General features: G+C 68.6%; 13 protein-coding genes. 2 read left to right on the plus strand and 11 right to left on the minus strand.

Translation table 11 applies throughout. The annotated features are described in order from the left end of the window. The 8 genes from VMT65_RS10310 to pyrR form a co-directional block, all read right to left on the minus strand. Nucleotides 1-855: a patatin-like phospholipase family protein gene (locus VMT65_RS10310; protein WP_326307845.1), complete on the minus strand. Its 855-nt coding sequence runs from the start codon at nt 853-855 to the stop codon at nt 1-3. Nucleotides 856-958: 103 nt separating this feature from the next. Then, nucleotides 959-1,783, minus strand: coding sequence for an orotidine-5'-phosphate decarboxylase (pyrF, locus tag VMT65_RS10315; protein ID WP_326307846.1), 825 nt, complete (start codon nt 1,781-1,783; stop codon nt 959-961). Further along, nucleotides 1,780-5,085 carry a carbamoyl-phosphate synthase large subunit gene (gene carB / locus VMT65_RS10320; RefSeq protein ID WP_326307847.1) on the minus strand — a complete coding sequence of 1,102 codons (3,306 nt, stop codon included), beginning with the start codon at nt 5,083-5,085 and terminating at the stop codon, nt 1,780-1,782. Before carB ends, pyrF begins: the two co-directional genes overlap by 4 nt. Next, nucleotides 5,085-6,203 (minus strand): glutamine-hydrolyzing carbamoyl-phosphate synthase small subunit, encoded by a 1,119-nt coding sequence (gene carA, locus VMT65_RS10325; RefSeq protein ID WP_326307848.1) that lies wholly within the window; start codon nt 6,201-6,203, stop codon nt 5,085-5,087. The genes carB and carA overlap by 1 nt, the downstream gene beginning before the upstream one ends. Continuing rightward, on the minus strand, nt 6,200-6,697 hold the full coding sequence (locus VMT65_RS10330; protein ID WP_326307849.1) for a PH-like domain-containing protein: 498 nt from the start codon (nt 6,695-6,697) through the stop codon (nt 6,200-6,202). Before VMT65_RS10330 ends, carA begins: the two co-directional genes overlap by 4 nt. Nucleotides 6,698-6,725: 28 nt before the next feature. Then, entirely contained in the window at nt 6,726-8,018 is a 1,293-nt protein-coding gene (locus VMT65_RS10335; protein WP_326307850.1) for a dihydroorotase, read from the minus strand. Then, on the minus strand, nt 8,015-8,980 hold the full coding sequence (locus tag VMT65_RS10340) for an aspartate carbamoyltransferase catalytic subunit (RefSeq protein ID WP_326307851.1): 966 nt from the start codon (nt 8,978-8,980) through the stop codon (nt 8,015-8,017). Before VMT65_RS10340 ends, VMT65_RS10335 begins: the two co-directional genes overlap by 4 nt. Further along, nucleotides 8,977-9,606 (minus strand): bifunctional pyr operon transcriptional regulator/uracil phosphoribosyltransferase PyrR, encoded by a 630-nt coding sequence (gene pyrR / locus VMT65_RS10345; RefSeq protein ID WP_326307852.1) that lies wholly within the window; start codon nt 9,604-9,606, stop codon nt 8,977-8,979. The genes VMT65_RS10340 and pyrR overlap by 4 nt, the downstream gene beginning before the upstream one ends. A gap of 228 nt (nt 9,607-9,834) precedes the next feature. Between pyrR and VMT65_RS10350 the strand changes: the two genes are divergently transcribed. Together VMT65_RS10350 and VMT65_RS10355 are read left to right on the plus strand one after the other, a co-directional pair. Beyond that, nucleotides 9,835-10,308 (plus strand): SRPBCC family protein, encoded by a 474-nt coding sequence (locus tag VMT65_RS10350; protein ID WP_326307853.1) that lies wholly within the window; start codon nt 9,835-9,837, stop codon nt 10,306-10,308. A 45-nt stretch (nt 10,309-10,353) separates the two neighbouring features. Then, nucleotides 10,354-10,920, plus strand: coding sequence for a DUF2165 domain-containing protein (locus tag VMT65_RS10355; protein WP_326307854.1), 567 nt, complete (start codon nt 10,354-10,356; stop codon nt 10,918-10,920). Here VMT65_RS10355 and VMT65_RS10360 read toward each other — a convergent pair. From VMT65_RS10360 to VMT65_RS10370, 3 genes are read right to left on the minus strand one after another with little or no spacing between them, the layout of a single operon-like run. Continuing rightward, entirely contained in the window at nt 10,876-11,697 is an 822-nt protein-coding gene (locus VMT65_RS10360; protein WP_326307855.1) for an alpha/beta fold hydrolase, read from the minus strand. The two genes, VMT65_RS10355 and VMT65_RS10360, sit on opposite strands and share 45 nt — an antisense overlap. Continuing rightward, nucleotides 11,694-12,146, minus strand: a complete 453-nt coding sequence (locus tag VMT65_RS10365; RefSeq protein ID WP_326307856.1) for a nuclear transport factor 2 family protein — start codon at nt 12,144-12,146, stop codon at nt 11,694-11,696. The genes VMT65_RS10360 and VMT65_RS10365 overlap by 4 nt, the downstream gene beginning before the upstream one ends. Before the next feature lie 57 nt (nt 12,147-12,203). Beyond that, nucleotides 12,204-13,412 carry an ROK family transcriptional regulator gene (locus tag VMT65_RS10370; RefSeq protein WP_326307857.1) on the minus strand — a complete coding sequence of 403 codons (1,209 nt, stop codon included), beginning with the start codon at nt 13,410-13,412 and terminating at the stop codon, nt 12,204-12,206. Nucleotides 13,413-13,493: the final 81 nt, after the last annotated feature.

Here is a 13,493-nt window from a genome sequence, read left to right on the forward strand (position 1 = left end):
TCAGGCGGTGGGCCAGATCTCCTTGATCGCGGGGGCGGCCTCGGTGCCTTGGCGGTGGCCCGCCTCGTAGGCGGGTTCGAGGGCGGAGGCGGCGAAGAGGTCCGGGCCGTAGGCCGCGATCGCACCCGCGTCGGGGACGATGAAAGTCGTTGCCGCGCCGCCCAGGTCGCGGTCGGTGGGGCTGTGCGGGAACAGGTGGGCCAGCGGTTCGATGATCAGCATGCGTTCGGCACCGGCGGCGAGATCGGCATTGATGGGCGAGCGCATGCCGCCGTCGATGTAGTAGGTGCCGTCGATCGGGATGGGCGGGAAGACGCCGGGGACGGAAGTGCTGGCGGCGAGGGCCTCGGGGAGGGTGGCCTTGCCGTCTGGGGTCCAGACCTGCAATTCGCCGGTGGTGACGCTGCAGGCGGTGATCCGGAGGTCGCGGCGCGGCCAGTCGGCGTGGCCGATGAAGCCGCCGATGCGGGCGATGTGATCGGCCGGGTCGGCACCGGCGGTCATTTCCAGGGCGCGGGCTCCGGCGCGGCGGCGGGCCTCGTTCGGGTCCAGGCCCGGGGTGGACAGGATGCCCATGATCTCGCCGAAGGCATTGGGGTCGAACTCGATCGGCGGGGCTTCCGGGTTGTCCACGGAGGGTCGGCGCAGCAGCAGGTTCAGGTCGACCTCGGCGGCGAGGGCCGCGCCCACGACCGCGCCCGCGGAGGTGCCGACAATGCGTTCGGCCAGCGCGGGATCCACCCCGGCCGCGCGCAGGCCGATGACGACGCCCGCCATCCAGGACAGGCCGACCGCACCACCGCCTCCGAGCACGAGCGCACGACGAATTTCCTTGGGCGGCACTGCGGCAGACATGCTGCCACTGTATCCGCCGACACCGGCAAGCGGAGAGGCTTCCTCCGAAAAGGCTCGCGGCACCGGACCATATCCGGTGCCGCGAGCATTCGTTAGGAGCGAATCAGGCCTGCAGGAAGGCGAATTCGGCGGCCAATTCGGCCACCTTCTCCTTCAGGGCGGGGACCGAGGGACCGGCCTTGAGGACCTCGCGGGAGACGTTCGGCAGGACCGCGCCGAGATCGCTCGCGGGGACCAGGTGGCGAATCGAGTCCGCTCCCCCGCCCTGCGCGCCGACGCCCGGCATGAGGATCGGGCCATTGAGCTTGCTCAGGTCCGGTGCCTTGTCCACGGTCGCGCCGATGACCACACCGACGGAACCGAATTCGGCTCCGGCATTGGCGGCGGCCGCGTCGTCGACCATGCGCTGGGCGATGGTGCGGCCGTCGGGCCCGGTGATGTTCTGCAACTCCACCGCCTCCGGGTTGGAGGTGGCGGCCAGCACGAACACGCCGCGGTCATTGGCCTTGGCGAGCTCCAGAGCCGGTGTGAGCGAACCGAATCCGAGGTACGGGGAGATGGTGACCGCGTCGGTGCCCAGCGGCCCGTCGCCGAGCCAGGCGTGGGCGTAGGCGTCCATGGTGGAGCCGATATCGCCGCGTTTGGCGTCGGCCAGCACCAGGGTGCCCGCCGCCCGCAGCGCGGCAATGGTCTCCTCCAGCACCAGGATTCCGGCCGAACCGTAGGTCTCGAAGAACGCGACCTGCGGTTTGACCAGTGCCACCCGGCCCGCGAAGGCGCGCACGCAGGCGTCGGCGAATTTCGCCACCCCGGACGCGTCCTCGCTCAGGCCCCAGGCCCGCAGCAGCGGCGGATGCGGGTCGATGCCGACGCACAGCGGGCCGTGCTCGCGCATCGACTCCCGCAGCCGCACACCGAAACTCGTCATCCGCGCAGCACCGCGTGCAGTTCCTGCAGGGACCGGACGCCGATGCCGCCGCGAATGGTGGCCTCGATGCCCTGCACGGCCGCGGCCGCGCCCTGCACGGTGGTGATGCACGGAATGTTCGCGCCCACCGCGGCGGTGCGGATCTCGTAGCCGTCCACGCGTGGGCCGTTGTTGCCGTACGGGGTGTTGAACACGATGTCGACGTCGCCGTCCTTGATCATGTCCACGATGCTGGCCGTGGCGGGCACGTCCTCGGAGTGCTTGCGCACCCGATCGCACGGAATGCCGTTGCGGCGCAGCATTTCCGCGGTGCCCTCGGTGGCGAGGATGCGGAAGCCCAGGTCGTGCAGGCGCTTGACCGGGAACACCATGGCCCGCTTGTCGCGGTTGGCGATGGACACGAACGCGGTGCCCTCGGTCGGCAGCGAACCGTAGGCGGCGGACTGCGATTTGGCGAAGGCGGTGCCGAAGTCGGCGTCGATGCCCATGACCTCGCCGGTGGACTTCATCTCCGGGGAGAGCAGCGAGTCGATGCCGCTGCCGTCGGGGCGGCGGAAGCGGTGGAAGGGCAGGACGGCTTCCTTGACCGCGACCGGGGCGTCGATGGGCGCGTAGCCGCCGTCGCCGTCGGCCGGGAGCAGGCCCTCCTTGCGGAGTTCGGCGATGGTGGCGCCCAACGCGATTCGCGCCGCGGCCTTGGCCAGTGGCACCGCGGTGGCCTTGGAGACGAACGGCACGGTGCGGCTGGCGCGCGGGTTGGCCTCGAGAACGTAGAGCACATCGTCCTTGAGCGCGTACTGCACGTTCAGCAGGCCCTTCACGCCGATGCCCTTGGCGAGCGCGGCGGTGGAGCGGCGCACGGCCTCGATATCGCTGCGGCCCAAGGTGATCGGCGGGAGCGCGCACGCGGAGTCGCCGGAGTGGATACCGGCCTCCTCGATGTGCTCCATGACGCCGCCCAGGTAGACCTCCTCGCCGTCGCACAGGGCGTCGACGTCGATCTCGATGGCGTCCTCCAGGAACCGGTCGACCAGCACCGGGTGGTCCGGGGTGATCTCGGTGGCGCGGGAGATGTAGTCCTCGAGGGACTTCTCGTCGTAGACGATCTCCATGCCGCGCCCGCCCAACACGTAGGACGGGCGCACCAGCACCGGGTAGCCGATCTCGGCGGCGATCTTCTTCGCCTGCGGGAAGGTGGTGGCGGTGCCGTACTTGGGGGCCGGAAGTCCAGCCGCCACAAGGACATCGCCGAACTCGCCGCGGTCCTCGGCCAGGTCGATGGCGGCCGCGGAGGTGCCGACCACGGGCACGCCCGCGTCGGTGAGCCGCTGCGCCAGGCCCAGCGGGGTCTGGCCGCCGAGCTGGCAGATGACGCCCGCGACGGTGCCGGACTCGGTTTCGGCGTGGTACACCTCGAGCACGTCCTCGAAGGTGAGCGGCTCGAAGTAGAGGCGGTCGGCGGTGTCGTAGTCGGTCGACACGGTCTCCGGGTTGCAGTTGACCATGATGGTCTCGTAGCCCGCGGCCGAAAGCGTCTGTGCCGCATGCACACACGAGTAGTCGAACTCGATGCCCTGGCCGATGCGGTTGGGGCCGGAGCCGAGAATGATGACCTTCTCGCGTTCCTTCTGCGGCGCCACTTCGGATTCCGCGGCGGGATCCAACTCGTAGGCCGAGTAGTGATACGGGGTCTTGGCCTCGAACTCGGCGGCGCAGGTGTCGACGGTCTTGAACACCGGGCGGATGCCGAGGCGGTGACGCAGCTCGCGCACGCCGCCCTCACCGGCGAGTTCCGGTCGCAGCGCGGCGATCTGGCGATCGGACAGGCCGTAGTGCTTGGCGGTGCGCAGCAGCGGCTCGTCCAGCACGGGGGCGTCGATGATCTCCTGGCGCAGCTCCACCAGTCCGGCGATCTCGGCCACGAACCACGGGTCGATGCCCGAGGCCTTGGCGGTGTCCTCGATGCTCGCGCCCAGCCGCAGCGCGCGCTCCACCTGGTAGATGCGGCCCTCGGTGGGGACCTTCAGGTCCTCGAGGATGGCAGCCGCGTCGGTCCACTGCCCGTCGGGTTGGGTCCAGAAGCCGGTGGCCTTGGTCTCGAGCGAGCGCAGCACCTTGCCCAGCGCCTCGGAGAAGTTGCGGCCCAACGACATTGCCTCACCGACCGACTTCATGGTGGTGGTGAGCGTCGGGTCGGCGCCGGGGAACTTCTCGAAGGCGAAGCGGGGAGCCTTCACGACCACGTAGTCGAGCGTGGGCTCGAAGCAGGCCGGGGTCTCCTTGGTGATGTCGTTGACGATCTCGTCGAGGGTGTAGCCGATGGCCAGCTTGGCGGCGATCTTGGCGATCGGGAAACCCGTTGCCTTGGAAGCCAGGGCCGACGACCGCGAGACGCGCGGGTTCATCTCGATGACGATGAGACGGCCGTCGGCGGGGTTGACCGCGAACTGGATATTGCAGCCGCCGGTGTCGACGCCGACCTCGCGCAGGATGGCGATGCCCAGATCGCGCATCTTCTGGTATTCGCGGTCGGTGAGGGTCATGGCCGGGGCGACGGTGACCGAGTCACCGGTGTGCACGCCCATCGGGTCCACGTTCTCGATCGAGCAGACGATGACCACATTGTCGTTGCGGTCGCGCATGAGCTCGAGCTCGAATTCCTTCCAGCCCAGGATGGATTCCTCGATGAGCACGTTCGCGGTCGGCGAGGCGGCCAGGCCGCCGCCGGCGATGCGGTCGAGGTCCTCGTGGTTGTAGGCCATGCCCGAGCCCAGGCCGCCCATGGTGAACGACGGGCGCACGACCACCGGGAAGCCCAGTTCCGCAACGGTTTCGCGGACCTCGTCCATGGTGTAGCAGACCTTGGAGCGGGCGGATTCGCCGCCGACCTTGGCGACGATGTCCTTGAACTTCTGGCGGTCCTCACCGCGCTGAATGGCCTCGAAGTCCGCGCCGATCAGCTCGACGTCGTACTTCTCCAGAATGCCGTTCTCGTGCAGGGCGACAGCGCAATTGAGCGCGGTCTGGCCGCCCAGGGTGGCGAGGATGGCGTCGGGGCGCTCCTTGGCGATGACCTTCTCGACGAACTCCCAGGTGATCGGTTCGACATAGGTCGAGTCCGCGTACTCGGGGTCGGTCATGATGGTCGCCGGGTTGGAGTTCACCAGCGACACGCGCAGGCCCTCGGACTTGAGGACGCGACAGGCCTGGGTTCCCGAGTAGTCGAACTCGCAGGCCTGGCCGATGACGATCGGGCCCGAGCCGATCACCAGGATGTGGTTGAGGTCGGTACGGCGTGGCATCAGGCACCTTCCATCAGCATGGCGAAACGATCGAAGAGGTAGGCGGCGTCGTGGGGACCGGCCGCGGCCTCGGGGTGGTACTGCACGGAGAAGGCGCGGCCGCTCACCAGCTGCACGCCCTCGACGACACCGTCGTTGGCGCAGACGTGGCTGACCTCGGCCTTGCCGAAGGGGGTGTCGAAGACCTCACCGCGCTCGCCCTCGAGCGCGAAGCCGTGGTTCTGCGCGGTGATCGAGATCCGACCCGAATGGTGTTCGACGACCGGCACATTGATGCCGCGGTGGCCGAACTTCATCTTGTAGGTGTCGCGCCCGAAGGCGCGGCCCAGGATCTGGTTGCCGAAGCAGATGCCGAACAGCGGGATGTCCTCGCCCAGCACCTGCTGGGTCAGGGCCACCATGGCGTCCTGGGTGGCCGGGTCGCCCGGGCCGTTGGAGAGGAACACACCGTTGGGGTTGAGTTCCTTGATCTGGTCGAAGGTCACATTGGACGGGACCACGTGCACCCGCATGCCGCGCTGGGCGAACATGCGCGGGGTGTTGGACTTGATGCCCAGGTCGACCGCGACGACGGTGAAGCGCGCCTCGCCCTCGGGCTCGATGGTGTACATCTGCTTGGTGGAGACCTCGGCGGCGAGGTCCGCGCCCAGCATGGCCTGCTGGCCGTTCACCCGCTCCAACATGGCCTCGTACTCGGTGAGCGCGTCACCGGAGAAGATGCCCGCCTTCATGGAACCGCGAGTGCGCAAGTGCCGCACCAGGGCTCGGGTGTCGATGCCCGCGATGCCGACGATGTTCTGGTTCTCCAGCTCGTCCTGCAGGGTGCGCTTGGCGCGCCAGTTGGAGGCGCGGCGCGCGGGGTCGCGCACGGCGTATCCGGCGACCCAGATCTTGCCGGACTCGTCGTCCTCGTCGTTCCAGCCGGTGTTGCCGATCTGGGGCGCGGTGGCCACCACGATCTGGCGGTCGTAGCTGGGGTCGGTCAGCGTCTCCTGGTAGCCGGTCATGGCGGTGCAGAACACCGCCTCGCCCAGGGTCTCGCCGACAGCGCCGAAGGTCGTCCCGCGGAACACGCGGCCGTCCTCGAGCACCATCACCGCAGTATTACTGCTGCTCATGCCTCGTCTCCCGTCTTCGTAGCTCCGGTCCATGCCGGGTAGACCGCCTTGTCGTCGCCGCGGAAACCGGTATCCACCTCGGTTCCGGTCGGCAATGTCCAGCGAATCACCAGCACACCGTCTTCCGTCATAACCTTGCCCGCGTGCCCACGCTCGGCGCGCACCGCGGTAATGGATTCCTGGGGAATCCAGATCGTCGCCGCGCCATCCCGTTCCAGGAGGATGCCGCGTTCGAATCGCGTGAGTTCCGCCGTGGCGCGGAATCCCAGGTCGCCCACCGTGATTCGTTGAATCCAGCTGGGGGCGAGGGTGCTGCCGAGGTAGAGCCCCGTGGTGGGCTCGAGCAGCTGCGCGCCGCAGTCGGCGGGCACCGGTGGCAGTTCACCGATCGCGGACGCCTGCTTCTTGGCCCTGCCCGTCCAGGCCCAGTACATGAGCCCCAGGCACAGCACGAACAGCACCAGCAATCCCAGTACCTGAAGCGTGCGTTCCATTACGTCCTCCTCGGTTCCCCACCCGCCGCTAACCGGCGACGATCTTGCCGTCCCGGGCGGTGGCCTTGCCGCGCAGGAAGGTGGCGGTCACCTTCGCGGGCAGGGTCATCGCCTGGTAGGGCGTGTTGCGGGCGATGGAGGCCAAGTCCTTGGCCTCGACCGTCCATTCGGCGGCCGGGTCGATCAGCACCAGGTTGGCGGGTTCGCCGACCTGCAGCGGTCGGCCCTGATCGTCCAGGCCCACGATCTTGGCCGGGTTCTCGCTCATGACCTTGGCGACGCCGCGCCAGTCGAGCAGTCCGGGCTTGACCATGGTCTCCACGATGATCGACAGCGCGGTCTCCAGGCCCAGCATGCCGGGACGGGCGGCGGCGAATTCGCAGCACTTGTCCTGGTCGGCGTGCGGGGCGTGGTCGGTGGCCACGCAGTCGATGACGCCCTCGGCGAGGGCCTGGCGCAGCGCGGCCACGTCGGAGGCCTCGCGCAGCGGCGGGTTCACCCGGTTGACCGCGTCGTAGGTCTCCAGGCGCGAGTCATCGAGCAGCAGGTGATGCGGGGTGACCTCGGCGGTGATCGAAATGCCTTGCGCCTTGGCCCATTTCAGCAGTTCGACGGTACCGGCGGTGGAGGCGTGGCAGATGTGCACGCGCGCACCGGCATCGCGGGCCAGCAGCGCGTCGCGGGCCACGATCGACTCCTCGGCGGCGCGCGGCCATCCGGCCAGGCCCAGGCGGGCGGCGGTCGGACCCTCGTGCGCGACAGCGCCCTTGGTCAGGCGCGGCTCCTCGGCGTGCTGGGCGATGAGCACGCCCAGGGAGTTCGCGTACTCCAGCGCGCGGCGCATGATCAGCGGGTCGTAGACGCACATGCCGTCGTCGGAGAACATGCGCACCGCGCCGAGACCGGCTGCCATGGTGCCCATTTCGGCGAGCTGCTTGCCCTCGAGGCCCACGGTGACCGCGCCGACCGGGTACACGTCGACCAGGCCGACCTCCTGGCCGCGCTTCCACACGTGGTCGGTGATGACCGCGTTGTCGGCGACCGGGCTGGTGTTGGCCATGGCGAACACGGCGGTGTAGCCGCCCAGAGCGGCTGCGGCGGAACCGGTTTCGATGGTCTCGGTGTCTTCGCGGCCCGGCTCACGCAGGTGCGTGTGCAGGTCGATGAAGCCCGGCAGCAGGAACTGCCCGGTGCCATCCACGATGTCGGCGTCGTCGGCCTGCAGCCCCGCGCCGATCTCACGGATCTCGCTGTCGGCGAGCAGCACGTCGACCGCGTCGCCTTCGCCGTACAGACGGACATTCTTGATCAGGACGCTCATGCCACCACCTCGTCGGTTCCGACCAGCAGGCGGAACAGCACCGCCATTCTCATATGGACACCGTTGTTGACCTGTTGCAGGACAGCCGCTTTCGGGGAGTCGGCCACGGTGAAGCCGATTTCCATGCCGCGCAGCATCGGACCCGGATGCAGCACGACCGCGTTCTCGTCGAGCATCTTCAGGCGACGCTCGGACAGGCCGTAGCGGATCGAGTACTCGCGCGCCGACGGGAAGAAGCCGCCGTTCATGCGCTCGGCCTGCACGCGCAGCATCATGACCGCGTCCGCGCCCGGCAGCTCGGCGTCCAGGGAATCGGAGATCCGCACCGGCCAGGATTCGACGCCGATCGGCAGCAGGGTGCGCGGCGCGACCAGCACCACCTCGGCGCCGAGGGTGCTGAGCAGGAAGGCATTCGAGCGCGCCACCCGGCTGTGCAGGATGTCGCCGACCAGCACGACCCGCTTGCCCTCCAGGTCGCCGAGGCGCTGGCGCAGGGTCAGGGCGTCGAGCAGCGCCTGGGTGGGGTGCTCGTGCATGCCGTCACCGGCATTGATGACGGCGGGTCCGGGACCGGCGTAACCGCTTGCGGCCTCGTCCATTTCGGCGAACCAGCGCGCGATCTGATGCGCCGCGCCGGAGGCCGGGTGCCGCACGATGAGCGCGTCCGCGCCCGCCGCGTGCAGGGTCAGCGCGGTGTCACGCAGCGATTCGCCCTTGGAGACAGAGGAACTCGACGCGCTCACATTGATGACGTCGGCGCTCATCCACTTGCCCGCCACCTCGAAGGAGACCCGGGTGCGGGTGGAGTTCTCGAAGAACACCGTCATGACGGTGCGCCCGCGCAGCGTCGGCAGCTTCTTGACCTCGCGGCCCAGCAGCGCCTGCTCGAAGCGCTCAGCCTCGTCCAGCAAACCGGTGGCAGCGGCCCGGTCGAGGTCGGTGACCGACAGCAGATGCTTCACTTGTCACTCTCCTGACGCAGGTACACACCGTCGCGGCCGTCGTGCTCGCGCAGCAGCACCGAGATGTCCTCGGTGCGCGCGGTGGGGACGTTCTTGCCGACATAGTCGGCGCGGATGGGAAGTTCGCGATGGCCGCGATCGATGAGCACGGCGAGTTGCACCGCGCGCGGGCGGCCCAGATCGCGCAGCCCGTCCAGCGCGGAGCGGACGGTGCGGCCGGAGAACAGGACATCGTCGACCAGCACGACGAGGGAGCCGTCGATCCCGCCCTCGGGCACCGAGGTCCGCTCGAGCGGACGGTGCGGCTTGGAGCGCAGGTCATCGCGGTAGAGGGTGATGTCGAGGGAGCCGATCGCGGGGCGCACGCCGGAGAACTCCTCGATCCGGCCCGCCAGGCGATGGGCCAGAGTGGTTCCGCGGGTGGGAATTCCGATCAACACCACCCGGGCAGCATCCGGATCCCCGAGATCGGTCTTCTCGATGATCTGGTGCGCCATGCGCGCGATGGTCCGGCCGACATCCGAATCGGAAAGCAGCTCGCGTCCGGCCTGGACCCGCTCGGGGTCGTGCCGCTGCGAGAATTCGGCAGCGCTCGACTTGGCTGCCCGGTCTTCGGGCACAGCCATGCCGACCTCCTTCCCCGCCTCACGGGACGGTCCGTTAAAGGATGTCTTTCGCCGATGAACCCTACCAGCGCCCTCACGGCCGTTTGACCCGGCACCCCCTCGGCAACCCCGGCTGTGGCCTGGTTCACCCCGCGGTGCCGGAAATCCGGAGCGAACGGACATCGGACCGATTAGTTTCGGTGACGGCGACCGTCGACGATCGTGAACTCTCACGAACAGGAGACCCCGATGACCGACACCATCGTGCTCGAGCGCACCTACCCGGCGACGGCCGAACGCATTTGGGAGCTGTGGACGACTCCCGACGGCATCGCCAGCTGGTGGGCACCGGACGGTTTCGAGGTCCACGTCGACGAGATCGAGGTCAAGGCCGGCGGCGGGCTGGTCTACACCATGACCGCGACCGCCCCCGAGCAGATCGAGTTCATGAAGTCCGCGGGCATGCCCTTGGCCACGACCTCACGTAAGACCTTCACCGAGGTCGAGCCCGTGCGGCGGCTGGGCTACACCTCGCACATCGATTTCGTTCCCGGCCACGCGCCCTATGACCACCTCACCACCGTGGAGCTCACTCCCGTCGCGGAGGGTGTCCGGGTGGTCATGACCCTCGAGCCCCTGCACGACGAGGAATGGACGCAGCGGATCGTGGCCGGAAGATCCAATGAGTTGGACAATCTGGGCGCGGTGGTCGCGGACGCCTAGCCGAACCGGCCCGGCCGTCGTCGATTCTCGGGGATGATGGACCGCATGAGGATGCTGATGAGGTTCCTCGAGGTGGGCGGGAGTCGGCGGGCGGCGGTGGCGGTGCTGGCGGGCATTACGGCGCTGTACTACCTGATCGTCGCCATCACGAATTGCACTGATCCGCATACCAATCGGCGCGGTGTGGCGGCGGTGTTCTCGATGGACAAGACGATTCACGATGCGAGCACGGACTGGCATGCCATTCACAACTCCACCGTCGTGCTGATCGCCTACATTCTCATCGTGATCTGGGAGTTCTCGATCGCGTTCGTCATGGTCGGTGCGACGATCGCCTGGATTCGGGCATTGCGGGCGGGCGCGAACGACGAACTGGCCGTGCGGCTGTCGAGTCTGGGCTGGATGATGGCCGTGCTGCTGTTCTTCGGCGGGTTCTTGACGATCGGCGGCGAGTGGTTCCGCATGTGGGCGAACAAGGAGGTCAACGCCTCCTCCGCCGCGCTACAGAACTTCCTCATCGCCGCGGTCGGCCTCATCCTCGTCCATCTTCGAGAACCGCGGTCGGGTTCAGCCCGCGTGGCTGTCGAGCCAGGTGGAGACGAGCGCGGTTAGCGCCACGGGGGCGTCGTACTGGATGAGGTGACCCGCGTCGGGAACGGTCGTGAATCTCGTATTCGGCAGCAGGCCCGCGAGCCGCCGACCGGTATCGACCGGAATCCAGGCATCGTTCTCGGCCCACACGACGTGGGTGGGCAGGGTCGCCGCGCCGAGCCGGGCCTCATTGTCGATCAGGTACGACTCGTCGTACTGCGCGATCTGCCGGTAGAACGCCGGCTGCCCCTCCGGACCGAGCCACGGTGCGACGAGCTCCTCGAGCCGCTCGGCCGGGAGCCGATGGTGTGCCGCGCCGCTGATGTACGCGCGCACGACAGCCTCGTGGATGTATCCGGGCAACTCCCCCAGCACGTCCGGATGGCTCTGCACGAACTTGAAGAACGGCGACCCGCTCGGTGGAATCGCCACGACATCCACCAGCATGAGCGATCCGAATGCACGGCCGTGCCGCAGCATCGCCCGCAAGGCCACCGCGCCACCGAAGTCGTGCGCGATCACCTGCGGCCGCTCCAGCCCCCAATGCCCCAGCAACGCCGCGAACGCCTCGGCCTGCGCCCCGAAATCCACCGCGTGCTCAGCATGTTTCGACGATTCCCCGTACCCCGGCATATCCCACAGGTACACGGCGTATTTCGACGCGAATGCCTCCGCGTATCGCGACCACACCCGCGAAGAGAACGGCGTCCCATGACAAAACACCACCGCGGGCCCCGATCCGGCCCGCCCCCAAGCGATTTCCCGTCCGTTCCATTCGAACGTATCGGTCAGCTTCATGCCCGGTCGAGAATTCCCGCGAGGCGTGCGGTGTCGAGATAGTCCCGAAACAGTGTCACCTCGCCGTCGCGAACCCGAACCACATTGATGGAGGCGGGCACTCGTTCCCGCTCCGCGTTCGGCAGCGTCCTGTCCACCTCGTTCTCGACGAAAAACAGCTCCGGATCAACGGTCTCGTAAACCCGGGGAAAGGTCTCGTGCACCTCGCCGACCGGCTCCTTCCACGCCACCGCGAGAAATTCCCGAATGGCCTCCCGCCCCTCCACCCGAGCCGGCAGCTCCGGCAACCGGTAGGGAAACTCCACAACCCCGTCCACGGCCATGAATTCGGCGAACGCATCGGCATCCCGAGCCGCCAGCCCCCGAAACAGCCTCTCCACCAAATCTTTCGGAGTGCCTTCGAAACCGCCCACGATCCCTCCCTCAGCCCTTCGGTTGCGACCCACCACGATTCGTCCTGTCATCCTACGCCGCAGCGGGGTCCGCAGCCTCCGGTCGATCTCCCCTCAGTGGGCGGCCGGGGTGCGGCGGTCGAAGACCTGGGGGCGGGCGGTGCGGAGGGCGGTGGCCAGGGCGCCCAGAAGGACTGCGTCGTCGCCCAATTCGCTCGGGCGGACGGTTGGGCGCAGGGGGGTGGTGCGTTCGAGGGCGGTTCGGACCTGATCGAGCAGGAGGTCGGCGCTGCGGCCGAGGCCGCCGCCCACCACGATCACATCGGGGTCGAGGACTGCGGTGACGGCGGCTACCACCAGGGCGATTCGTTCTCCTTCCTGACGGACCACGTCGGTAGCCAGGGGATCGCCCGCCCGGGCGGCGTCGAAGACTCGTTTGGCGGTGAGGCGGCCGGTCATGCCGCGCTCGCGGGCGGCGCGGACCACCGCGTCGGCGGTGACGGCCTCCTCGAGCGCGCCACGGCGGGATGCCCCGGCGGCCGGGTCGCCGAAGGCGGCGGGGAGGAAACCCACCTCGCCCGCCGCGCCGTGGGCTCCGGTGAAAAGCTCACCGCGGGAGACGATTCCGACACCCAGGCCGGTGCCGATGAGGACGTAGACGAACAGGCGACTGCCGCGACCGCCGCCGTGCGCGTATTCGCCGAGGGCGGCGAGATTGGCGTCATTGTGGACCGACAGGTCGGAGACACCGAGGGCGTCGCGGAGTTCGTCCAGCAGACCGGCGCGGCCCCAGCCGGGGAGGTTGACCGCGTAGTGCATGCGGCCGTCCTGGGGGTCGAAGACGCCGGGGCTGCCCAGCACGGTGTGGACGACGCGATCCACGGAAACCTCGGCGTCACCGAGGGTTTCGCGCACGGCCTCGGAGGCGAGCTGGGCCAGGGCGGTGGCGGTGCGAGCCCGGTTCGGGATGTCGGTGCGCGCCAGCACCGTTCCCGACATGTCCGCCACGGCCGTGCGCAGGAACGCACGGCCGACATCGAGGCCGAGCACATAGCCCGCCGTCGGATCGGGTTCGTAGACCACGGCGGTGCGCCCGCGCTCGGGCACCACGGTCCCCATTTCCCGCACCAGCCCGTGCTGTTGCAGCGCGGCAAGGGCGCTGGACACCGTCGGTTTGGACAGCCCGGTGTCGCGGGCCAGCTGGGCGCGGGAGCTGGGGCCCGCGGTGCGCAGCTGCTCGAGCAGCAGCCACTCGTTGTTGCTGCGCAAACGCTGCCGGTTCCAAGGGAGTTCGTCCATCGCACTCCGATCCTGATGCGTCATCGAGCCGACTGTAAACAATCGGCCTCACCCCTTGACTCAGATAGTAAAGGAATTTAACTTTACAAAACCCTTACGCCCCAG

The organism is Nocardia sp. CDC153 (assembly GCF_035818515.1).
Taxonomy (GTDB): domain Bacteria; phylum Actinomycetota; class Actinomycetes; order Mycobacteriales; family Mycobacteriaceae; genus Nocardia.

Bases quoted from the DNA above. Each gene is read 5' to 3' on its own strand.
- VMT65_RS10310 (WP_326307845.1), bottom strand. From the start codon at position 855: ATGTCTGCCGCAGTGCCGCCCAAGGAAATTCGTCGTGCGCTCGTGCTC.
- pyrF (WP_326307846.1), bottom strand. From the start codon at position 1,783: ATGACGAGTTTCGGTGTGCGGCTGCGGGAGTCGATGCGCGAGCACGGC.
- carB (WP_326307847.1), bottom strand. From the start codon at position 5,085: ATGCCACGCCGTACCGACCTCAACCACATCCTGGTGATCGGCTCGGGC.
- carA (WP_326307848.1), bottom strand. From the start codon at position 6,203: ATGAGCAGCAGTAATACTGCGGTGATGGTGCTCGAGGACGGCCGCGTG.
- VMT65_RS10330 (WP_326307849.1), bottom strand. From the start codon at position 6,697: ATGGAACGCACGCTTCAGGTACTGGGATTGCTGGTGCTGTTCGTGCTG.
- VMT65_RS10335 (WP_326307850.1), bottom strand. From the start codon at position 8,018: ATGAGCGTCCTGATCAAGAATGTCCGTCTGTACGGCGAAGGCGACGCG.
- pyrR (WP_326307852.1), bottom strand. From the start codon at position 9,606: ATGGCTGTGCCCGAAGACCGGGCAGCCAAGTCGAGCGCTGCCGAATTC.
- VMT65_RS10350 (WP_326307853.1), top strand. From the start codon at position 9,835: ATGACCGACACCATCGTGCTCGAGCGCACCTACCCGGCGACGGCCGAA.
- VMT65_RS10355 (WP_326307854.1), top strand. From the start codon at position 10,354: ATGAGGATGCTGATGAGGTTCCTCGAGGTGGGCGGGAGTCGGCGGGCG.
- VMT65_RS10360 (WP_326307855.1), bottom strand. From the start codon at position 11,697: ATGAAGCTGACCGATACGTTCGAATGGAACGGACGGGAAATCGCTTGG.
- VMT65_RS10370 (WP_326307857.1), bottom strand. From the start codon at position 13,412: ATGACGCATCAGGATCGGAGTGCGATGGACGAACTCCCTTGGAACCGG.